Source organism: Pseudomonas sp. ADAK2 TE3594, from assembly GCF_053628675.1.
Window position 1 is genome coordinate 3,180,938 of the sequence record NZ_JBRJGV010000001.1, and the last position, 23,697, is coordinate 3,204,634.

The following is a 23,697-nucleotide window of genomic DNA, read 5'->3' on the forward strand; positions in this document are numbered from 1 at the left end:
CTGTGACGCGTCTGCTGTGGGTGAAATGGATTGTTTCTCTGGGGCGTTACGTGATCGCTGCCAACGCCGCCAGCCTTTCCCCTAACCTGTCCTGCATCGCCGCCATGGCGCCGGATGTGTGCGCGGAGAGCGCGATGTATTCGTGACCGAGCAAACCGGCCAGGCTGTCGAGCCCGTCGATTTCGTCACTCTGCAAAAGCTTCAACAGCCCCAGCTGGTGCAGCTCGCCCGCCAGCAATTGATCGAGTGCGCGCAGGCCTTCCTCGGGTTCGATGGAGCCCAGGCCAAGCGCGCTCATGCGCTCCTGGTAACGGGCGTCACTCACCGTGCCGACACTGCCCCAATACCCCCAGTTGATGACCTTGACCGGGCACGACCATTCGCTCCTGAGTTGATCGGCGAAGGCGTCGGCAAAGGTGCAGCCCGCTGCGTAGTTGCCTTGGCCGGCAGCCGTGCTGAAGGACATCATCGAGGAGAAAAACAGCACGAAATCCAGCGCGTCGGCGCTGTTCCCGAACGTGCGGGCCAGGGCCACGCTGGTGGCGACCTTGGCGTTCAGCACGCGGGTGAAGGTCTGCTCGTCCATGTTGGCCAGGCTTTGGTCCTTGAGCACAATCGCCGAATGCACCACGCCATTGATCGGGCCAAACCGCTCGGTGATCTGCTGTTTCGCCGCAGCCAGTTGCTGTTCGTCGGCGGCGTCGACTTGCAGGTAAACCGGCGCCGGGGCGTCATGCATCAGGCTGATGGCGGTGAGATCGTCAAGCTTGGCTTCGATCTGCGCATCCCGCGCACGGCGACCGATCCAGATCACCCGGGCGCGATGCTGGCTGATCATGTGGCGGCTCCAGACCGCGCCAATCCCGCCGGCACCACCAATGACCAGATAGACGCCGCCGTCGCGATACACCGGCAGACGGGCTGGCATTGTGTCGGCCTTTACCCGCGCCAGTTGGCGGAACCACCATTGGCCCTGACGCAGCGCCAGCAGTTCGCCGCAAGCGATGCCGGCGAAGGGTGCTGAGCGCAACAGGGACAATTGCGAGTCGGGCAGGTCCGCGAGCTGCACGGTCCAGTGCGGATATTCCTTGGCCAGTGAACCGGCCAGGCCATGCACCGCTGCGTGAGTCGCACGGCAGGATTCGCCGGGGCGGATGCTGATCGCCTGATCGGTGATCAGGGTCAAGCGCAGCGGGCGAGGACCGTAGCCCTGATTCAGCAGCGCCTTGATCAACCGGAACAGCGCGAGGACACCGTGCTGTTGCGCCGCGACCAGGTCCGCGCTGCCGTCGTCGGACGGCGCCAGCCACATCACGTCGGTCAATCCGGGCCGGGCGTGCAGTTCGGCTTCGTAGTCGGGCTCCGAGTCGTCCAACCGTGCGGCCAGAGGATAGAGTTCAGCCAGCGTCTGCTCACGAGCCGGGGTCGCGCCGAAGATCAGCATCGCGCCCTGGACTTCCTCCCGTTCGCTGATCACCCCATCGACCACTGACCAGATCGGCGCCAATAGCTGTTGTGTTTTCTTCAGTTTTTTTGGCCCTGCCGTGAGCGGTCTTGAGCTCAATCCTGTGAATCGCGCGCAGAGCTGTCCCTGATCGTCACACAGCTCGATAGTGATCCGGCCAGCGGGATTGTCGGCAAGGTCGCTGCGCAACAAGGCCCACATCCGCCGCTGACACGGCGCGATGATTTCCAGCCGTTGCAGGGCAAACGGCATCACCAGTGACAACGGTGCGGCGGCGCTATCGTTCAGCGGCAGTAACATGCCGATGGCGGCCTGCAACGCGCTGTCGGTCATGCCGGGCTCCAGCCACCAGCCACCGCCGGGATGGATGCCCTCAAGGTTCAACTGCGCCAACACTTCGCGCTGGCCGCCCTGCTCCGCGATCAACAACTGGCGAATGGCGCGGTGGCTGGCGCCGTACGCCAGGCCCATCTGGTCGAACAGGCAATAGACTTCTTCGCCGTCCAGGCGTCGTTGCCAAGTGCGGTCGCGCCAGTGCGCCAGATCCAGTCGCTCGGCAACCGACTGCACATCCGTAATCACGCGAGCCTGACAATGCACTTGATCGCCGTCTTCGCCGAGCAACGTCACCGCAAGCTGACCGTCTACGCGCTCCAGGTTGACCCACAGGCGGCGCGGTGTGGATTCCACCGTCAGCGGTGCCAGCCAGTTGAGCCGCTCGATGACCATGGGCTGCGCCTCGCCGTCCGCCCGCGAATGCGTCACCGCGGCCCTGATCATTTCTAGGCAGGCCGCACCGGGCAGGGTTTTGCGCCCGTTCACCACATGGTCGCGCAGCCACGGCTCGTCACCGCTGAAGTCACTGGTGAATTGCTGGCGGTCGAAGGTCGAGCTGTTGCGGTGCAGCAACGGATGCAAGACCGCCGCTGCCGAAGGCAGGCGATTGGCGCCAACAGGCGCCCAATAGCGGCTGGTGGCGAAGGGATAAGTTGGCAGGCTGATGCGCTGGCGTTGTTCACCGCTGGCGGCCCACAGCGCAGCCCAGTCGATGCGCAGCCCCGCGCTCCACAGCGCCAACAGTTGTTGCTGCTCACCGTTGGCAAACAGCCTGGCCAACTGCTCGCGCCACTGGCTCGGGAAGCGGTTTTTGAACTGTTCGACGTGGTCGCTGCTAGCGTTCGTGTCACCGCAAATCCAGCCACGGCTGTCGCCGCCGGCCAGAGCGCGCAAGGCGTCCAGCAGGCTTGCCGTCGAAGACGCGATGAACGCCGCACGATGCTCCATCGCCTCGCGACCTACCTGCAAGGTGTAGGCAATAGCGGCCAGGCTGTCAGTCGCCGGCGACTGCTCCAGTCTGGCAAGCAAACGGCTGGCGATCTGGCGCAATTGCTCGGGCTCGCGGGCAGACAGCAGAATCATTTCGGGCTTGCCGTCATGACCGGGTAAAGGCTTGGCCTGTGGGTACTGCGCAACGATCAAGTGAGCGTTGGAACCGCCCGCGCCGAACGAGGAAATCCCGGCGATGCGCGGCATCGGCTCACCGCCCTGAACCGGCTGCGGCCAGTCGCGCAGGTGTTGATTGACCTCGAACGGGGTCGCGGCAAAATCGATAAAGGGGTTGAGCGTACGCGAATGCAGCGAGGGCACGATCTGCCCGTGCTTGAGCTGCAACAGCACCTTGGTCAGGCCGGCGATGCCAGCGGCCGCTTCGCAGTGACCGATGTTGGATTTCACCGAACCGATCCAGCAGCTCTGCCCAGGCGTACGCTCACCCAAGGCATTGGCCAGACCGGCTATTTCAATCGGGTCGCCCAGACGGGTGCCGGTGCCGTGAGCCTCGATGTAGCTGATGGCCGCCGGGTCAACCTGCGCGTCCTTGAGCGCGCCGCTGATTGCGGCCTGCTGCGCCCGTGGATCGGGCACGCTGTACCCGGTGTTCTTGCCGCCGTGGTTGAGGTAGCTGCCCTTGATCAGCCCGTAGATCTGATCGCCGTCACGCTCGGCATCCGCCAGGCGCTTGAGGACCACCACGCCCACGCCCTCGCCCGGCACATAACCGTCACCGCCCTCGCCGAAGCTCGCGCACTGGCCCTGATTGGAGATGAACTGGCCGCTGCTGAGCATCAGGTACTTGTTGGGGTGCAGCGTCAGGTTGACGCCACCGGCAATGGCCATGGCGGTACGGCCACTGTGCAGGTCCTGGCAGGCCAGATGGATGGCGGTCAGTGAGCTGGAGCACATCGAATCGAGCGACAGGCTCGGGCCTTGCAGGTTGAGGCAGAACGACACCCGGTTGGCGATGCTCGCGCTGGAGCCGGCAAAGCCCATGCGCTCGCCGCGCAGGCTGGCTTCGGCGCCTAGCAGTTGGTATTCGCTGTACATCACGCCGGCATAGACACCGACCTGCCGGGTCTTTTCGGCCTGCTCGGCGCCAAGCTGGCGGCTGTAGCCAGCGTCTTCCATGGCCGCCCAGGCGGTTTGCAGAAACAGCCGCTCCTGCGGGTCGATCAGCTCGGCTTCCAGCGGCGAAATATTGAAGAACAGCGGATCGAACTGATCGATGCCCTCAATAAAGCCGCCCCACTTGCTGTTATGCACTCCGCTATCGCTGCGATTGGTGCTGTAGTAGTCGCGCCAGTCCCAGCGTTCGGGCGGGATTTCGCCGATGCTGTTTTTGCCCTGGCTGAGGTTGTGCCAGAAGGCGTCAAGGTTGTCGGCGTCCGGGTAGCGACCGGCGATGCCGATGATGGCGATATCGTCGCGCTGTGGCGCGATCGGCTGCTGAATTTGCGCAGGTTGGTCGAACAGCCGGCGCTGTTGATCACGGGGTGTGGCGACGAGTTCGGCGACCGCTGTGGCGTCTCTTGATGCCAAGTGGTTCGCCAGGGCCCGGAGGCTGGAATGCTCGAACAGCAGCGCCGGTGATAGCGTGCCAAAACGTTGTTCGAGGCGCCGTGTGAGGTCGAGGATCTGCAACGAGTCGATGCCGTAATCCTCGAAACACTGCTGATCATCGAGCTGCTCCGGCGGCGTATTCAAGACACTCGACAGCAGGCTCCGCAGCTGGGTTATCAATGGCGCCTGTGCCGCTTTTCGCGGCTGTCGCGTGGCCAGGTGATCGGCCAGGCTTTGCAGGCTCGGGTATTGGAAAAACAGGGTTTTGGACAACGCACCGAAGCGCTTTTCCAGCGCGGCGGTCATCTCCATGATCATCAGCGAATCGATGCCGTACTGCTCGAACGGCACGTCGTTATCCAGTCGCGACTGGGCGATCTTCACCGTATTGGCCAGCAACTGACGCAGCCAGGTCAGCAGGTTTTCACCGTCTATAGGTACCGCCTCCACAACAGGGGGCGGTTCATCGCTGAGCAGTGCGAGCAGTTTTTCGGTGTCGCCTGCCAGCACCATCAGCTGGTCTTCGTCGCTGTGCAACGCCTGATAGAACGCCTGAATGCCGGTGGCACTGGCCATCGCTTCGATGCCGGTGCGTTGCGCCAGAAGGCGCCGCGCCGTATCACTCATGTGCAGGCCACCTTCGAGCCACAGCGGCCAGTTGATCGACAGCGTGCGACCCTGCCGCATCCCGGCTGCGACCTGTTGATTGCGCAGGCTGGCGAAGGCGTCCAGATAGCCGTTGGCGGCGGCGTAATCGGTCTGCCCGGCGTTGCCCATGACGCTGGCAATCGAGGAATACAGCACAAAGAAATCCAGCGCCGAGCCGGCACTGAAGCGGTCGACATGGTGCACGCCGTCAACTTTGGCGGCGAACACGGCGGCAAAGTCCGCCTTGGGCTTGTCTGCCAGCAAAGCGTCGCGGGTGATGCCGGCGCAATGGATGATCCCGTGCAATGCGCCGTGACGGCTGACGATGTCAGTGATCAGGCGTTCGACCTGATCGGCATCGGCCAGATCCACGGTGCGGTAGTCAACGCCTGCGCCCAGTTGCGCCAGCTTGTCGAGCACCGACGGTGCATCGGCTGGCGTACGGCCACAGAGCACAACACGGGCCTGAGACGTGGCAGCGATGATCGCGCGCGCCATGACCGTGCCGACACCGCCCAAACCACCGGTAATCAGGTAGACACCCTCTGGCCGCCAGGGCGCAGGAGCGTTTTCCAGCGGCTGGTGGCGCCAGCTCAGTTGCTGACGGCGCAATGTACCGGCCTCGGCCAGATAGCGTAGTTGGCGCTCGCCTGGGTTAGCGGCCTCGGCTGACAATTGCGTCAGTAACTGCTGTGTGTCGAGCCCCGGTGCCACTTCAATCAGCTGGCTGATCAGCGCCGGCTGTTCACGACTGACGCTGCACAACAGGCCGCCGAGGCCGCGATAACCGTGCGGATCGTCGGCCGGGATCAGCAGTTGAATCAGGCAGGGTTGGCCGGTGCGCAGCAAAGGTTTGAACTGTTCGGCAAGTGCCAGCGCTGCGTGCTGATAGTCACCCTCTGGCAGCGTGAAACTCAGGATGCCTCGCGCCTTTAGAGGCTCCACCAGGTTGGAAAACCCGTGCGTCAGCACCACCTGTGTAAGCCCCGGTGCGGCTGTCGCGCCGGCCGGTTGAGCGTCGAGCCATTGTTTGTGACACAGCAGTCCGCTGCTGGCGCCCGGACGGGTGCCGGAAACGGTCTTGAACGACAGCTGATTCAGCATCGCGCAGCACTGGCCATTGTCGTCGAACAACGCCAGATCAAAGCGATGGCCGCCCGGCGTGGTCCCTGCGCTGCGGATCTGCACCTGCAAGGTCGCCGGACAGTCGGCAAACAACACGCATTCACCCAGCCCGTCGGGTAGCAACAGCGCCGGGCGCTCGCCCAGTTCATCAAACAGCAAGGCCATCACGCCTTGCATGGCGGCATCCAACAGCGCCGGATGCAAGGCGAAACCGGCGTTAAGCGCCGGGGCTTGCAGTCCGACCCGCGCCAGCGCCTGATCGTCCTGACGCAGCAGCGACTGCAACCGGCGATGACCGACGCCATAGTCGATGCCCATTGCCGCAAAACGCTGGTAGCAGGCCTCGACGTCCACTTTTTGGGCGCCGACATTGTTGAAGTCGAGCCGGGCGGCCTGGACCACGGCGATGAGGGCCAAAGCCCGACAATGCAGCTGCAACTGGCCGGCGCGGTCATAGGAGCAAATCCCGATCTGGTAGTCGCCCTCTGCTTGCACCGACAGTTCAAGGAACAGCTCGCCGTTGTTGGCGGTGTCAACGCTGAACGGCTGGAGCCACGCCAGATTGCGGATCACCAGCGCCCTGTCCGCAGGCACCGCGCCGCCCAGGGCGTCGGTCAATGCCGCGTGGATCATGGCGATCATCGCCGCACCCGGCAACACGCCCTGCCCGTTGACCTGATGCTCGGCCAACACGCTTTCGTCACCGGTGAACCGGGTCAGGTAACGCAAGCCGCGCAGGTCCGACACGTTGCAATGCAGCAGTGGGTGCAGCCGTTGCTCGCCCGCGGTGGCCGACACGACCGCTTGCTGCGGTTCGCGCCAGTAGCGCTCGCGGGCAAAGGGGTAACCCGGCAAGCTGAGCGGCGCGGGCGTGCCCTGCGGGTACATCAGGCGCCAATCCAGGGTGGCGCCGCCGAGCCAGGCGTCGAGCAGCTGTTGCTGTTCGCCGCGCTCGATCCAGCCGCCGATATCGGCGCTCGACGCCTGAGCGTCAGGCTTGAGCCGACCACGCGCCTGAGCGCCGCCGTCGTCGATGAATTCCCGCAACCGGGTGTTCAACTGCGCCTGTGAGCTGATCAGCCAGCCGTGGCGATGCTCCATCGCTTCACGAGCGACCTGCAAGGTAAAGGCCAGCGCCGGCAGATCGGCGTCGCCGAGTGCGCCCTGCGTAAGCACGTCCAGCAACAGACTGGCTTGTTGCAGCAACTGCTCGCGGGTCTTGGCCGACAACAGGAGGATCGCCGGATGCTGCTCATTGACGGCAATCGCTGGCCGCACTCTGTGGTCTTCGTATTCTTCGATCACCACGTGGGCATTGGCGCCGCCCGCGCCGAAGGAGGACACCGTGGCAATGCGCTTGAACGTCTGCAAGACACCGTCGATCAGCACTTGCGGTCGCGACCATTCGGCCAGCGACTGCTGCACCGCGAACGGGCTGTTGGCGAAGTCGATCTCCGGGTTGAGTGCCTCGGCGTGCAGCGATGGCACCAGTTGGCGGTGCTGCAGTTGCAGCAGCACCTTGGTGATACCGGCGATGCCGGCGGCGCTTTCGCAATGGCCGATATTGGATTTGACCGAGCCGATGGCGCAGTACTGTCTGACGGGCGTTGGCACGCCGCTATTGAAGGCCCGGGTCAGACCGGCGATCTCGATCGGGTCGCCCAGCGCGGTGCCGGTGCCGTGGGCCTCGACGTAGCTCACGGCCCGGGCGTCGACCCCGGCCCTTGCCAGCGAATCGATCACCAACCGACTCTGGGCCAAGGGATTAGGCACAGTGTAGCCGTTGGTTTTGCCACCGGCATTGATCATGCTGCCTTTGATCACGCCGTAAATCCGGTCGCCATCCGCCTCGGCCTGAGCCAGCGGTTTGAGCAGCAAGACACCCACGCCCTCCCCCCCGACAAAGCCGTCGGCATCGGCGCCGAACGCCTTGCACTGGCGGCCCGAGGACAACATCTTCATCTCGCTCAGGCCCATGTAATGCACGGGGTCGACCACCAGATTGACCCCGCCGACCAGCACACAGTCGCTGATCCCGCTGTGCAGACTTTCCAGCGCCAGATGAATCGCGGTAATGGATGACGAACAGGCGGTGTCCACCGCGAGGCTCGGACCCTGGAAATTGAACTGATACGACACGCGATTGGCCACCGACCAGTAGCTGGACTGGCGGGCGTAGGTGCCATTCATCACGCCGACAAACACCCCGACCCGATGCCGTTCGGCCAAGCGTGCGGGGGTATAGCCGGCGTCGCTGATGCAGTGATAGGCCTCTTCCAGGAACAGCCGTTCCTGAGGGTCCATCTTCAGCGCTTCGCGGGGCGAAAGATGGAAGAACAGCGGATCGAACTTGTCGATTTCGCGGATGAAGCCCCCCCACGGGGTATAGATGCGGCCCGCCGTGCCCGGCGCCTGATCAAAGTACTGACGCCAGTCCCAGCGATCCGCCGGCACTTCATCGATGCAATTCTCGGCATTTTTCAGGTGCTGCCACAACTCGCGAACGTTGTCGGAGTTGGCGTAACGCCCGGCCAGACCGACGATGGCCACGTCTGAACCGCGTGCCGTTGCCGGCGTGTTATCGGCTGCCTTGGCGGTAAAGCGCGACTTGCCCGGATTGATCAATGGTTCGACGCTTTCGACTGCGGATGGCTGCACGATTACCGCTGTCTGATCCAGCCCCAGCAGTGTCTTGAGCCGGTCTTTCTGCGTGACGACAAAATGATCCGCCAGTGCTTCGACGGTCTGGTATTCGAAGAACAGCGTGCTGCTGATACCCGCCAGTTTGTCCCGTAGCAGGTTGGTCAGTTGCACCACCAGAATCGAGTCGATGCCATAGGTTTCCAGCGCTTCACGGGCGTCAATCTGTTCGGGGGCGATCTTGAACAGACCACCGATGACCTGCTTGAGGTAGCGGACGGTCTCGGCTTTGAGCTGCGTGCTGCTAACTTCGGCCATCGGCGCTGCGATAACGCTGCGTTGTGGCGCTCGCGGTGCCTGAGCCGCGACTTTTGCCTGGATGACAGGCGCCATTCTGGCCGGTTCGAGTTTATCGCTGCGGTCCTGCCAGACCATGCCATTGCTCTGGGCGATGACGATCTGCTGCCCAAGGTCGTGGTCAGCCAGGGCCGGGAAATACACCTGCCTATAGCCTTCGCTTTCCAGCACCTGCTTCCACAGTCTGGGCGCGAGCGCCGGGCCGCCGGGCAAACGCAGTTCCTGATCATCGAACAGCCACCAGCCCTTGAGCAGGCCGAAACTCAGGTGGGTAAACAGGCCGTTGCGTGCAATCTCGTTGATCAATACCAGGCCGTTATGCTTGAGCGCGGCCTTGGCGTTTTTCATCGTCCGGCGCAGGTCTTGCGTAGCGTGCAGGACGTTGGTGGCGATCACCAGATCATAGGCGCCAGGCTGGATGCCCTGTGCTGCCAGCGGCTTATCGACATCGAACAGCCGATAACTGAGGTACGGGGTGTGCGGGCCGTAGACCTGCCGTGCATGCATCAAAAACGCCTGGGAGACGTCGGTGTAGCAGTACTCGGCGATCTGCGCTTGATACGGCCGCAGCTTTTCAAAGGCGCGGGCGCTGGTGCCGCCGGTGCCGGCACCGATTTCGAGGATCCGGATCGGCGTCTGTGGCGCCAGCTCCAGGCGGGCCCTGACAAATTCGAGCATGGCATCAAGCAGCACTTCGTTGAAGAAGTCGGACACCGGATTGTGCTTGTAGATGCCCTCGACCATGGACATCGAGGCGTCGGGAAACAGGATGTCGGTGGTGGCGATCCGGCCATCAAGAATCTGCGGCAATACACGCAGGGTTGCTTCGGCGAGCAGTGTTTCGGCTTTCAGGCTGGGGTGTTCGAGCCAGGCCGACTTTTGTGCATCCCACTCGTGCCACAGCGCTTCAACCACCAGCGGTTGCGGGTGGGTGACACGGCAGCTGTCGCCCTCCAGCTGCACGTAGCCGCGTTGGGCCAGCTCTTGCAGGCTCTTGTCGAGCCATCGTTGATACATCGGCAACAAGCCGCTGCGTTGGGTCATTTCAGCCACGGATTCGCGCTCGCGACTGAACAAGCCCAGTTGCTGCAACTGGGCGTAGAGCAAGCGGACCTGCTGCTCGTCGATAGCCGCCTTGTACGCCTGCACCTGCGCGGTTGCGCTGCGAACCTGCTGATTGTCCACCCGCAGATTCTTCTGCATTCGGCTGATCAGCGATGGATAGGCAGGCGGACGCATTTCGCCGTACTCACCGAAAGGCCCGGCAGGATGTTGGGCCAGCGCCAGGTGGTTGAAGGTGTCACTCAACCGCTGCGAAGTACGCAGGAAGGTCAACTGGCTGAGCGGCACGCCGTCATCAGCCGCGCCGAGCAGTGTTTCCAGCGCCGCCATCGCCTGCTCACCGTTGATTGAACCGAGGCCAACCTCGGCCATCCGGCGCCGATAGTCGTCGCTGGCCACCGAGCCGACCTCGCCCCAATAACCCCAGTTGATGACTTTCACCGGGTAGCTGCGTTGTTGCGCCAGAGAGTGGCCGAAGGCGTTCTTGAAGGTGCAGCCGGCCGCGTAATTGCTCTGGCCTGCCGACTTGGTGAAGCTCTGCAACGACGAGAAGAACAGCATGAAATCCAGCGGCAGGTGTTCAAACACCTCGGCCAGACGTGCGCAGACATCGATCTTGGCGGCGAGGCCTGCGACAAATTTTTGCACATCCATGCGCGCCAGGCTTTGATCCTCAAGCTGGATCGCCGCGTGGATCACCCCGTGAATCCGGCCATGCTCGGCCAGCACTTGCTTCACCGCCTGTTGCAGCGCGGCGTGGTTGCCGGCGTCGGCGCTGATGTAGCGTGGTGCGGGGCCAAACCGGGCCAGTTCGCTGATCGCTGCATCGATTTGGCGGTCCTGCTCGCGACGCCCCAGCCAGATGACCTGAGCGCCACGGCTGCGGATCAGGTGTTCACTCCACAAGCGGCCAATACCGCCGGCGCCGCCAACGACCAGGTACACGCCACCATCGCGGTAGAGACTGTCAGCAGCCGCTTCGGTCGGCGCCAGGCAAGGCACCAGGGATTGGCGATACCAGACGTCGTTACGACAGGCCAGCGCGTCGCCGCGCGGATCGGCGGGCAACGACAACGGATCCAGACTCGGCCAGCTGTCGCCGGCCGGCAGGTCCACCAGCCGCACCTGCCAATGGCTGTATTCCTTGGCCATCACACCGATCAGCCCATGGAGGCTGGCGTGAGCGGGCGCCACCGGTTCGGTGGCGGCCTGATGCAGCGGGCTGGCTTCGCCGAACACTGTCAGCGTGGCGCGGGTGATGACCGTCCATGCCAGTGGCTGCTGGTCCAGTGCCAACGCCAGCAGCGCCTTGATCAAGCGGAAGCAGCTCAGTACGCCGGCTTGCTGGGCATTGATCATGCCGTCGGCGCTGGCGTCCTCGGCTGACGCAGTCGGCGCCAGCCACAACAGATGCTCTACCGGGCCAACTTCGCGCAGCAGCCCGGTGAGTGTTTCGATGGATTCGCTGCCGTCCAGCAACAATGAAGCGGCCTGCGGATAGTGGGCGGTCAACTGTTGCTGGCCTTGGGAATCATTGGCGATCAGCAACAGTCGGGGGCTGCTTGGCGGCAACAATTGAGGACTGACCCGGCGCCATTTTTCCACCAGGTAACAGTCTGTCTGCGGGCGGTCGTCGAGCAGCACCTCCAGCGGCGACGGAACTTTCATTTCCCGCAGGACAAAGCCCTGAAGGGCGACGCAATGCTCGCCCTGCTGATTGTAGATATCGATATCAAAAACCGACTGCCCCGCTTCCGTGCTCTCGGCACCGGGCCGCACCCAGGCCCATGTCTGTTCACCCAGTGCCGCGCCGCTCAGCTGTAGCCGGGCCAGTGCAAACGGCACCCAGGTTTGCCCAAGTTGCGGTGCTGCACCTTGATCGAGCTGATCGGCCACCAGCAGGCCCACGGTCGACTGCAACGCGCCGTCCATCAGGCTCGGGTGCAGGATAAATTGCGTGTGGCCGGCACTCAGGGACTGCGGCAGTTCGATCCTTGCCAACAGCTGGCCGCCGTCAATGCGCAGTTCGCGAACCGGTCGGTGGCTGGGGCCGTAGTGGATGTCGATGCTGTCGAAAACGCGGTACAGCGCCTCGGCGTCGAGGCGATGGCCGTTGATGGCGGCTTGCAGGGAGGCCAGCGATGCAGCCGGTTCGGGCGCGTTTTGCAGCAATACCGCTTCGCCTTGGCAACAAAGGGTTTGTTGTTGCTGTTCGCTAATGTCGAAGGTCAGCCGCTGTGGCTCGACGCTGTTGATGTGGATTTCGACGGTGGCCGGTGTATCGCCCTGCTCGCTGAGCATCAGCGGTTGCGACCACACCAGATTGCACAGACTCACTGTGCCGGAAGTCGCCAGCTCGCCGAGTGAGCGGCTGATGGCTTCTCGCGCCATCTCCAGATAGGCCGCACCGGGCAGCACTTTCTGGTTGCGCACGCGATGATCGCGCAGGAAAAACTCATTGCCGCTGAACACCGAGCTGAATTTCTGTTGCGACAGATCGGACACGTTGCGGTGCAGCAACGGGTGCAAGCGGGCCTCCGCGACCTGCTCGGCCTGAGGCGGAAAATGGAAATCGCCGGACACCCAGATCCGTTCACGGGCGAAGGGATAACCCGGCAGGCTGATCCGTCTGGCCAGGCCCATGGAGGTGCCCAGCAGCGCCCAGTCGAACGTCAGCCCTTTGACCCACAGCTCCAGCAACTTCTGGTATTTGCCTTTGTCGGCCCAGGCCGCCAGCGTCGCCGCCATGTCCTCATCGTGGGCCAGTACCGCCATGGCCCCCTTGTTGTCTTGCACCCGGCCCAGATGCACGCCGTCGAAGCAGCCAAAGTACTCAGGGGCCTTGAGCAGTTGCGCCAGGCTTTGCGCCAAACGCTCCTGCAACTCACTGATCGAGGCGACGCAGAAGGCCAGGCGATATTCCAGGGCCTCCCTGCCCTGTTGCAGGGTAAAGGCCAGGTCCGCCAGGCGCGGCGGCTCGCCCTCAAGGTCGCGTCGTTGCAGGAACTTCTGCAAACGCTCGACTTGCTGTTGCAACTGCGCCGGAGTTCTGGCCGACAGCACGATGATCGCCGGCTGCCCGACAACCGCCTCGTCCCGCTCCGGCGCCACGTACTGGGCGATGATCACATGGCCGTTCGATCCGCCAGAGCCAAACGACGAGACCGAGGCGGCCAGTGGATATTCGCGTTCGCGGCCATCGAGATTGAGCAGCGGTCGGCGCCACGCTTGCAGTTGCTGAGGGATGTAGAACGGCGATTCGGCAAAGGAAATGCCGGGATTGAGCCGACTCGAATGCAGCGACGGCGCCAGCTGGCGATGCTTGAGTTGCAGCAGCACCTTGGCGATCCCGGCGATGCCTGCTGCCGATTCCAGATGACCAATGTTCGATTTGGCCGACCCCAGGGCGCACTGCTGCGCCAATGCCGGCTCGCTGCCGAGGGCCGCGCTGCGTCGGGCAAAACCCTGTTGCAGCCCGCTGATTTCAATCGGATCGCCCAACGCGGTGCCGGTGCCGTGGGCTTCGATGTAGCTCAGCTCGCGGGGGTTCATGCCGGCCTTTTCCAGCGACTCGGCGATCATTGCGCCTTGGGCATTCGGGCTCGGCACGGTGTAGCCATGGGTCTTGCCGTTATGGTTGACCGAGGTCGCACGAATGACGCCGTAGATGTTGTCGCCATCGGCCTGCGCCTGGGCCAGCGGTTTGAGCAACACCGCGCCGGCGCCTTCGCCGGGTACAAAACCATCGCCGCCTTCGCCGAAACTGCGGCAGCGGCCATCGGTCGAGGACATGGTCAGCTGCGACTGGATGAAGTATTTGTTGGGGTGCAACGATAGGTTGACACCACCGGCCAGCGCCACCCGGCACTCGCCGCGTTTCAGGCTCTCGACGGCCAGGTGCAGCGCGGTCAGCGAGGACGAGCAGATGGTGTCGATGGCCATGCTCGGGCCGTTGCAGTCGAAGACGTAGGACACGCGGTTGGCAATCGAACCGAACGATGAATCCACCGCATCGTCGGCGCAGTCTGCGGCGGCAGAGCGCGTGTACAGCAGGTATTCGCCGTGCATCACGCCGACAAAAACCCCCATGTTTCCCTGGTAGTGACGTTGCAATGCGGCGCGGTCGTAGCCTGCGTCTTCGAGGGTGTGCCAGGCGGTTTCGAGGAAGATCCGTTCCTGCGGATCCATGCGCTCGGCGTCGCGCGGCGAAATATTGAAAAACAGCGGATCGAAGCGGTCTACACCGTCGATAAAGCCGCCCCACTTGGTGTTGATCTTGCCTTTGAGGCGGCGGTCGCGGCTGTAGTAATGCTGGTGCTGCCAACGCTCGGCGGGGATCTCGCTGATGCTGTCGACCGCGTTTTTCAGGTTGTCCCAGAAGCTGTCGACGTCCGGTGCACCGGGAAAACGCCCGGCCAGGCCGATGATCGCAATCGGTTCGTCGCGCTCCTGGCGTCGGTTAGTGTCGGGGCGTTGTGCGGTTCTGGCGGGCTGGGTAGCCTGTTTGAGGGGCGCCTGAATCCCCAGCAGTTGCCGGCTGCGCGACGGATGTTCGGCAGCAAAATAAGCGGCCAGTGCGCCGATGCTCTGGTGTTCGAAGAACAGGGTGCTGGACAACGCACCAAACGCCTCGGCCAGCCGTTGGTTGAGCGCGGTGATCATCAGCGAGGTCAAGCCGTAGCGATCAAAGCTTTCAAGGCTGTCGAGGCTGCTCTCGGGAATCGCCGAGACGCTGGAAAAGTGTTGTTTGAGATAGCCCTCCAGCGCAGTGTGCAGCGCGTCATCCCGCGCAGGCGGTGGTGCTGCTTCGTCCCTGGCGGAGGCCGCGATATGACAATCAACGGTTGCAAAGGGGTATGCCGGCAGTGCCACTCGACGAGCGTCATGCCGGGCGATCTCGGCCAGATCGGTTTCGCCGGCGACCCAGCGGCTGGCGATGGCGTTCAGGGCATCGCGGTCGAGGCCGCGCAGATCCTGTTCGATAGCAGCCGGTTGTGCCGCACTGGCGAGAGTGCCTGGCGGCGCTGACTGACCATTGTTGAGCAGCGTCAGCAGTTCGGTTTCGCTGTCGGCCACCAGCGCCAGACGATGTCCCAGTGGCGCTCGGCCGACGCATAGGGTGTAGCTGATATCGCCGAGACTGGCGTCGCCCAGGCGTCCTGCCTGAAGAGCGTTGGCAAATGCCGCCATCAGTTGATCAAGCTGCGCACGGCTGGCGGCGGTAAAGGGAAACAGCCACGGCCCGACAGTCTTCAATGTTGTGGTCTGTGGTGGTGGCGCTTCAAGGATCAAATGACCACCAGAACCGCTGGCGCCGAAGGCGTTGATCAATGCACGTTGCGGCCCTTGCCACTCGCTCAACGTGTCGGCGATGGCAAGGTTGCTGTTCTCAAGTCCAACAAGGGGGCTCAACGGATTGCAGCCGAGGGTCGGCGCTATCTGCCGGTGTTTGAACTGCATCAGTACTTTGGTGATCTGCGACAGAGCCGACGCCGATTCGAGGTGGCCGATATTGGCCTTGATCGACCCGACTTTCAGCGGTGTATCGCCAAGGCGGCTGCCGAAGACTTTGTTGATCGCCGCAAACTCGGCCCCGTCCGCCAGACTGGCACCGGGGGCTGCGGCCTCCACGTATCCAATCGCCTCGGCAGGCAAGCCCGCCTGTTGCAGCACCCGGCGCATCGACGCGGCATGACTGTCGGCGCTCGGTGTGCCGTAGCGAAACGTCTTGCCGCTGTGGCTGATGGCCGTGGTACGAACAACGCCGAGGATCTGGTCACCGTCGCGTCTGGCCTCTGCAAGTGGCCGGATCAACAGCGCACCGACGCCCTCGCCCGCGACCCAGCCGTTGGCGTTGAGGCCGAACGGGTGAGACTGGCCATTGCCGGACAACAGCTCCAGCGACGTCAATAGCTCAAGGTGTGAGGGATGACTGATCAGGTTGACGCCGCCGACAATCGCCGCCTGACATTCACCCTGACGAATACTCGCGCAAGCAAAGTGCAGGGCCGTCATTGCGGATGAACACGAGGTGTCGAATGCGACGCTGGGGCCATTGAAGTCGTTGAAGAACGACACCCGGTTGGCAATCGCCGAGAGAAACGAGGTGGTTCGCTCGCCCTGTTCGCCGGGCTGATGGTGCTGGTAATCGCCCCACATCGCGCCGACAAACACACCGACTCGCTCGGCCTTGCGCCGCAGACCGGCAGCGGTATAACCGCTGTTTTCCAGGCAATGCCAGACCGTTTGCAGGAACAGGCGCTCTTGTGGGTCCAGGGTCTTCGCTTCGGCGGGGGTGATCTTGAACAGTAGCGGATCAAACAGCTGCTTGTCGGCCAGTGCGCCGACGGCCCACTGCGGTGAATCCGCGCTGATGTCGTCGCCATACAGCAGCGATTCGCGGCTGACGGTGTTGATCGCCGAGCGCCCGGCACTGAGGTTCTGCCACAGCTCTTGTGCATTGGCAGCGCCGGGATAACGACCGCTGAGGCCGATGATCGCCAGCGCGCCATCACTCACCGGCTCGGCGGCGACTCGGCTGCCACTGCGGCGTTCCAGCCGTGGCCAGCCTATCGGGAGCAATTGGCTGACGGTGCCGCCGACGAAGCTGTGCAGCAGTTCGTCACCCTCTTCCAGGTCAAAGGCACCGCGAACTTTATCGAAGTACATCGAGCCGATGGGGCACAGCCCGATGCCAAATTCGGTTTGTTTTTCCAGCAGCAACTGGCCGATTCGTCCGGCCTGGAGCAGGTTGAAATAGCGACTTTCATCGCCGTAAGCCGGCGAGCGACCGGCGATGATGAAGATCCGCAACCGGGCCTGCTGCGCGTGTTTGCGGTTGAACGGGGTGTAGCTGCCGTTGAACGCCAGCGGATCGCCTTCGCCGATGTAGCTCAGGCTATGGCTGTCGCTGTGGTAGCGGTAAATGCCGGGGGGCGGACAGTGTTCCTGGCCGTGCTCGGTCGGCCCGGCGAGGTGCAGGTAGATCTTCAGGTCCAGTGCGGCGTCGGCGCTGTACAGGTGACCGCTGCCCTGTCCGTCCCTCAACAGGCTCAACAACCGGCTCAATTGCGCCACGCTCAGCGGATCGCCGCCGTACTGGCGCTTGGCGGCCCGCAGTCGCAGCGCGTCGGCGCTGATCGGTGCGGTGGGCAGTTCGATGACGCTGTCACCCTGCTCCGGCAGATCATGGCGAATCTGCAGTTGTTGGCGGTGCAGTTGCTCCAGCGCCTCCTTGCCCGGCAGGTCAAAACCGTTGTTGTTTTCTGCCAGGAAGTCGGCGAACAAGGGCCTAGGCTGTCCAGTCAGAACGGCTGGTGCGTCACCTTCGATCAGGCAATGCAGCAAACGGTGGCTCGGCTGCAACTTGAACAGCTCGGCAATCGTCGCGACGTCCACGCCACAGACCGGGGTCAACGCGATGTCGAAGTCCGCCTGGTGCGACAGCAACATCTGCTCGATATAACCGGCTTCCAGCACCAGCAACGCCGGGGCGGCATGGTTATAGAGCGGCGTGATGGCGGCGGTTTCGGCGACCAGAAACAGCGCAAAACCGGCTTCGGCCAGTTGCGCGCGCTGCTCGGCACGCAGAGCCTGCGGGTCCAGACTGGCCGGCACACTTACCGGCAACAGGCGATTGAGCCGTGGCTGGTAGTACCAGGCGCCACCCGCCAGTCCCTCGATCCGCCCTTCGGCGACATACAGGTAACACTGGACAGCGTTGAGGCCGCCAGCTGATGAATAGAGGTATTTACCCTCACCCTCCAGCGTCACTTCGCGCAATAACGAGAGCAGGCAGCCCAGCCGTTCAAGGCTGGCGGGTGAAGCGTCGTCGGTTCGCTGATAAGCACGCGGATCAAAGCGCACCCGCTCCAGCCGGATCAGTTTCTGGGCTGTTGGCTGTGGTGGCGGCGCGGCCTCCACCAGCGGCGCCTGCTCGGGTGTCACACCCTTGGCGTCAAGGATAAAGGCCGTGACGGCGGCGATGGTCGGTTGCTCAAGGAACATCTCGACCGGCAGCGTGACCTGGTACTGCTGGTGAATGCTATGGACCGCTTGCACCAGGGTAAAGGAGGTCGCGCCCTGATCAAAAAGATCGTCGTCAACCGCCAGCTCATTGATGCCGAGCGCCTCGATAAAATAGTGTTGCAGCCAGGCCGTCAGTGCCTGGGGATCCACAGCCGGCGCCGGTGAACTGACTGACGAGAGGCCGTCACCGGCCAGCAGCGCCTGACGGTCCGCCTTGCCATGGGGCGTTACCGGGATCTGCTCGACAAAGTGAACCTGATTCGGCGTCATGTACTCCGGCAAGCAGGATTTTACAAAATCACGCACCGCCTTTTTGTCCAATCCCTCGGCGACGACATAGGCCACCAGTTTGGGATCTTCGGAGCCGGGATCCTTGACCAGCACCACCGCATCACTGATCGACAGATGGCTTTTGAGGGTGTTTTCGATCTCGCCCAACTCGATGCGAAAACCCCGCAGTTTGACCTGCGAGTCGAAACGCCCCAGCACCTCGATCTCGCCGTTGTCGAGGAAGCGCGCCTTGTCACCGGTGCGGTAAAGCCTGGCGTCGGGTTCAGTGGAGAACGGATCGCGGATGAACTTTTCAGCCGTCAGCTCGGGCCGATTGAGATAACCCCGGGCCAGGCCGATGCCGCCAATGCACAGCTCGCCAGTCTGGCCGATCGGCACCGGCTTGGACCCGGCATCGAGGATATGGATTTGAATATTGTCGATGGGCCGGCCGATCGGCACCCGTTGATCTTCACGCGGTTCGGCGAGCCACCAGGTGACGTCCACCGCTGCCTCGGTCGGGCCATAGAGGTTGTGCAATTGCGCGCTCAGAAGCGCGCGACACCGCAGCAGCAGGTCGTGGGTCAGTGCTTCGCCGCTGACGAACACCTTGCTCAGTGACCGGCATTCGCCAACCGCCGGGTGCTTGAGGAAGAAGCGCAACATGGACGGCACGAAGTGGCAGATGGTGATCCGCTGCGCCTTGATGATCTCCACCAGATAGTGGGCGTCCTTGTGGCCTTCCGGCCTGGCCATGACCAGGCAAGCACCGCTGAGCAACGGCAGAAACAGCTCCCACACCGACACATCGAAGGTAAAAGGCGTCTTCTGCAAGATCCGGTCAGCCGGCCCCACGGCGTAATGGCGCTGCATCCACAGCAGCCGGTTGCAGATCGCCTTGTGCGGCAACATGCAGCCTTTGGGCCGCCCGGTTGAGCCCGAGGTGTAGATCACATAGGCGAGATCATCAGGGCGGTTGATGGACGCCGGATTGGCATCGTTTTCGTGCGGCACTTCGTTCGCGGGATCGTCCAGGCACAGCACTGCAACGTTATGGGCCTTGAGGCGCTGCTCAAAACGTTGCTGCGTCAACACCACGCTGACCGCGGCGTCCTCAATGATCAGGGCCAGCCGTTCCTCGGGGTAAGCCGGGTCCAGCGGCAGGTAGGCACCACCGGCCTTGAGAATGGCGAGCAGCGCGATCATCAGCTCAAGCGAACGCTCCATCTGCACGCCGACCAAGCTGTCGGGGCCGATGCCAAGTTCGCGCAGGTAGTGGGCCAAGCGATTGGCCCGGCGATTCAACTGGCAAAAACTCAAGCTTTGATCGTCGAAGAGCTCCGCCACGGCGTCAGGGCTGCGTTCCACCTGTTGCTCGATCAGCTGCTGCAGGCATTGCTCCAGCGGATATTCGTGGCGGGTGTCGTTCCAGCCGGCAATGATCGCGCATTCCTGGATTAGATCACCGGGCTGCGCTGCGGGCGGAGTGCTTTGTGGACCGTCATTCGTAGAGTTGTTGTCTGACACTGCGCGACTTCCCTGTCAGGTTGGGCCGACGTCATCGGCAACTTTGATCCGTGTCATCCCGTCAGCGCGGCACGCTCATGTAAGCGTCTTGCCGTGCGAGCCTTCAGTCGATTACCGGGGATTGTTCGGATTTTTTGTGCAGCTAATGATTGAGGGGCGCGTTGCTGCGCAAGCTAACCGTCCTCGAAGGGACGCTTGTGACAAACTCACAGGCGCCTGCCCGTGAGAGAAAAAAGCGGAAAGCAGCCCTCGGCCTTGCCGCGGGGGCAAGAATTTGGGCTGTTCAATGTAGAATCAGCGAGGAGCAAGACCAACACATCCGTGTTCCTGAACACAGTAATTCCCTTTACCAGTGAGCGCCTGAGGCTTGCCAGCGACAACGACGCATACCTTGCGCCATTGTAGATTCACCGCTTGAGATCGTATTTTCTCGCTGGCGCCTGCAGGTCTAGAACTATTCCTACAGAATACCGACACCAGCCTAGTAGGAAGAGATGACCTGTCAAATCCAGATTCGAATACTTTACAAATCACGGATACTGGCCGACCAGACAGGCTCCGCCCCACCAGTTTCGTAGATTAAAAGCTGACTCCCCCCCCAAAAAAACATTCGCAATGGCAATTTTCCAGATCGGTATTAGGCTAACAATCTACGCGCCAGTCGGCGTACGGCACACTGCCATCATGGAAAAGGATGACATTCATGAGCACTCCCAACACGGATCGTTTTCATATTTTTGGCGTCTGTACGCCAAAAAATTACTGCCTGTTCGTCGACTACGTGCTCGACGAAATCAAGGATCGCGAAAGCAGTTTGCTACAGCGCATACAGGAAACACCCGACCCGGCATTACGCGTCTGGCGAGAAACCACACCACTGCAAGGCACGGATGTTTTCGAGATCGAATGCGTGAAAGACCGGGAAACAGCGCAAGAAGCGGTCGAGTTCTGGCGTGCGTATTTTCATTCCTTGGGCGAAACCATTATCGAAGCTGACCACGTATGCGACAGGTTGGATTGAGGGGGAACGCATGGAGTCTGAGTCGAAACAATGCCCACTGAATATTCATTACCTGATGTCCTTGAGCGTCTGTACCAAAATCAGCTCGCCTTAGAGGCGGCCGTGATGGAGTTGACCTTGAGGGTTGAGCGCCAGGGTGCGACGGACACTGGCGACAATGTCCGCGGAGCGCTTCACACGATCGGTGAGAACGCCGGACACATCAAACAGGGCTTGCCCAAAGCTGAGGACCCAACGGCCACCCTAATCAAGGTGGTTCCGACCTCCTTCCTTCAAAAACTCTCTGTCGCGCGGCTCCCGCTTCCCGAATCAGCACGCGCTATCTTGCAGTGCTGATCAACCTTAGACTCCAGCTCGTCAGATTCAAACCCCAAATTATGCTTTTGCAAGCGTAATGGCATAATATGCCAATGATCGAAAGAACCTGTTTGCCGAAAGCTGGAGCTCATTATGGCGACGCGAAACGTTGTGCTCACCCCTCACCAGGAACAGGTTATCCATGACCTGGTGCAGTCCGGCCGCTATCAGAATGCCAGCGAAGTGATGCGAGAAGGTTTGCGTTTATTGGAACAGCGTGTCGCCGAAGACACCGCCAAAATTGAGGCCCTGCGTCAGGCGACCTCGATCGGCATCATGGATCTTGAGCACGGGCGCTTCACGCAGGTGAACGAAGGGGATCTGGAGCACTACCTCGAGGGCTTGAGCCTGGAGGCAAGCATCCCCGTGAGAGAGAAACACTGAGCATGCCGCCGTATCGGATTTCCAACGCGGCGCGCGCCGACATTGTCGACATCCTCAGGCTCTCCCAGACGCAGTTCGGCTATCAAGCACGCCCGCGCTACCAGGCACTGATCCTCGCGGCGCTGCAAGCGATTGCCGACACGCCTTACCGCATTGGCAGCCACGACCTCGATGAGCTTGCATCGGGTCTTCGCAGCTATCACCTCATCTATTCACGCCAGCAGGCCAAACAAACCCATGGAACGGTCAAAAGCCCACGGCATATCGTGTTCTATCGTGTGGCAATCGACGACGTGATCGAGGTCGTCAGACTCCTTCATGACGCCATGGAAGTGCAGTTGCACTTGCCTAATGACTGATCACCGACCTGGCCCAACGACTTAACTGGCCACGAACAGCGAAGGCAAGGCGCCCCCCCTCTACATCTCAACCTGAGCGCCCTCGCTGTCAGCCGACTCGGCGGCCAATTGAAGCGGGAGGTGCTGGGTCCGACCGGATTATCGAGACCCACGACCAGAAACATGATGTTCAACTTTGCGGACCACCTTCAATGCTGAACAACCGATTCTTAGGCGTTTTCCGTGGCCAGACGCCTAACATTACGCTCCAGCTGCCGATAGTTACGCGGATCGATGCCTCTGGCGACCAGGGCCCTGGCAATATCACGTAGAGCGCGAGCATCTCGTAAGCTAATTTCAGGATAGGTACCGAGAGAAATACGGGGTTGCTTATCCGCCCAGGAAAAGCGGAAGTGCCAGCACTTGGCGCCTTTCGTATTCACGAAAAGAGCAAGGCCGTCGTAGTCAGGGAGGGTGTAGTCCTTGGCGCGGGGCTTGGCGTGCCGGACTGCAGTATCGGTGAGAGCCATCGTACAATCTCCGTCTCGTTTGAATAGAGGAAATTTGTACGGCTTCCGATGAGTTAAGTACCACGAAAAAGTGATCTACCAAGTGCCGGATTAATGTACTAAAAAACGTACTAAAAAGTAAGCGTCCGGTGATCACGCCTAGCGAACGGTGCTGTCGGTGTGCTACGGAAAAATGAACTGTTTCATAGCTGCCATTATTGCGATCACCAGAACGGCGAGCCCCACCGCTGAAGTCCACTCGGATTCCGGTGTATAGGCAAACCAAGAGCCCTTCGATGGATGTTTACCTAGCGAGATAAGCCTCATTATGGGCCAACCAATAGGAAAGCAGATGGCGCGAAAAATCACTTCGATCAGTATATCAAGCACGCTTGTACGTCCTTTTTCTGGGCGATAGAAACGATTGTAGCGTCTGGCCATTCCATTAGAGGTTACACGACCGCACCCAATTGGTAAGCGTCCGGCCAAGATCCCAAAGCTAATGGCAAGGGCGTCAGGAAGGCATATTGCTCGGGCGGCTATTGCTTGCGGTTGGTGGACGCGATGATTTCGATGGCCACCCCCCTAGAAAGGATAGTAAGACTCCGGTCGTCGGGTCGCGGGATAGCTGGCCCCGGAAACGAAAGATACTTTGTGTGATCACTACATCAAGGACGACACATGGAAATTACGATTCGCCGGAAGAGTGGTTTTTTTGATAACTCCTATGGACGATGCGTCCCGCTTTTAGTCCTCTTTGACGGCGCGGTTGTGGGCCGGTTGGCAACCGGCGAAATCATGGCCCTGACGCTCCCGGACGTCTGCGGAACATTGCAAGTCGGCCTCCTTGACTCTAGGAAATCGCCTTACATTGGAAATATGGCTGATGACATAGTCTCGACCAGTAGGGGGCTTGGTATTTCCCCGAACCAAGCCGTTCAGGCTTTTTCAGTGAGGACTCGGTGGTGGGTTTTTTTTGATGTCGCTGATTTGGTGTATTTTGGGCCGCTTAGCCGCTGGGTGTTCGCGGTCGAGAAAGAACCGACATAGGGGGCTTGTGAGGCGGTTACT

6 protein-coding genes and 1 pseudogene are annotated in these 23,697 nt (G+C 61.8%); 5 read left to right on the forward strand and 2 right to left on the reverse strand.

What is annotated here, in order from left to right:
- Window positions 1–46: 46 nt before the first annotated feature.
- Window positions 47–20,017, reverse strand: a complete 19,971-nt coding sequence (locus AB7M22_RS14030) for an amino acid adenylation domain-containing protein (RefSeq protein ID WP_454186753.1) — start codon at window positions 20,015–20,017, stop codon at window positions 47–49.
- A gap of 703 nt (window positions 20,018–20,720) precedes the next feature.
- Here AB7M22_RS14030 and AB7M22_RS14035 point away from each other — a divergent pair.
- The 4 genes and pseudogenes from AB7M22_RS14035 to AB7M22_RS14050 all read left to right on the forward strand — a co-directional run bounded on the left by AB7M22_RS14035 (window position 20,721) and on the right by AB7M22_RS14050 (window position 22,138).
- Entirely contained in the window at window positions 20,721–21,038 is a 318-nt protein-coding gene (locus AB7M22_RS14035; RefSeq protein WP_218569379.1) for a hypothetical protein, read from the forward strand.
- A 30-nt stretch (window positions 21,039–21,068) separates the two neighbouring features.
- Window positions 21,069–21,260 (forward strand): annotated as a pseudogene (locus tag AB7M22_RS14040) (hypothetical protein); the annotation flags it as partial.
- A 228-nt stretch (window positions 21,261–21,488) separates the two neighbouring features.
- Window positions 21,489–21,779: a type II toxin-antitoxin system ParD family antitoxin gene (locus AB7M22_RS14045; protein WP_454186754.1), complete on the forward strand. Its 291-nt coding sequence runs from the start codon at window positions 21,489–21,491 to the stop codon at window positions 21,777–21,779.
- Between the two features lie 2 nt (window positions 21,780–21,781).
- Entirely contained in the window at window positions 21,782–22,138 is a 357-nt protein-coding gene (locus AB7M22_RS14050) for a type II toxin-antitoxin system RelE/ParE family toxin (protein ID WP_454186755.1), read from the forward strand.
- A gap of 209 nt (window positions 22,139–22,347) precedes the next feature.
- Here AB7M22_RS14050 and AB7M22_RS14055 read toward each other — a convergent pair whose 3' ends face one another.
- On the reverse strand, window positions 22,348–22,647 hold the full coding sequence (locus AB7M22_RS14055) for an Arm DNA-binding domain-containing protein (RefSeq protein ID WP_454186756.1): 300 nt from the start codon (window positions 22,645–22,647) through the stop codon (window positions 22,348–22,350).
- A 660-nt stretch (window positions 22,648–23,307) separates the two neighbouring features.
- Between AB7M22_RS14055 and AB7M22_RS14060 the strand changes: the two genes are divergently transcribed.
- Window positions 23,308–23,676, forward strand: coding sequence for a hypothetical protein (locus tag AB7M22_RS14060; RefSeq protein WP_454186757.1), 369 nt, complete (start codon window positions 23,308–23,310; stop codon window positions 23,674–23,676).
- Window positions 23,677–23,697 lie beyond the last annotated feature (21 nt).